Genomic DNA, 206 nt, shown 5'->3' with positions numbered 1-206 from the left:
GCCCAGTCGATCGGGACGCCCTGCACCCACGCCTCCGCCGCCGACCGCACCACCCGATCCCAACCACCCTCAGCACGACGCAACGTCCCGACCACCACCGGGGCGTCAATGTTGTACGTCAACACCGGGTGGGCGCTGGACTCCACGAACACGTCGAACCCGTCACCGGTCAACGCCTGAACCGCGTCGGCGAACCGCACCGTCGA

1 protein-coding gene is annotated in these 206 nt (G+C 68.9%); it reads right to left on the bottom strand.

Annotation, left to right across the window (positions count from 1 at the left end; genetic code table 11):
* On the bottom strand, positions 1-206 hold a 206-nt coding region (locus ACPXBU_RS34940), incomplete at both ends, for a hypothetical protein (RefSeq protein WP_425761414.1).

Source organism: Micromonospora sp. DT231, assembly GCF_049847025.1.
In the GTDB taxonomy this organism is placed as follows: Bacteria; Actinomycetota; Actinomycetes; order Mycobacteriales; family Micromonosporaceae; genus Micromonospora.
The sequence above is the reverse complement of the archived record's forward strand: the minus strand, read 5'-3'. Positions and strand labels throughout refer to the sequence as shown.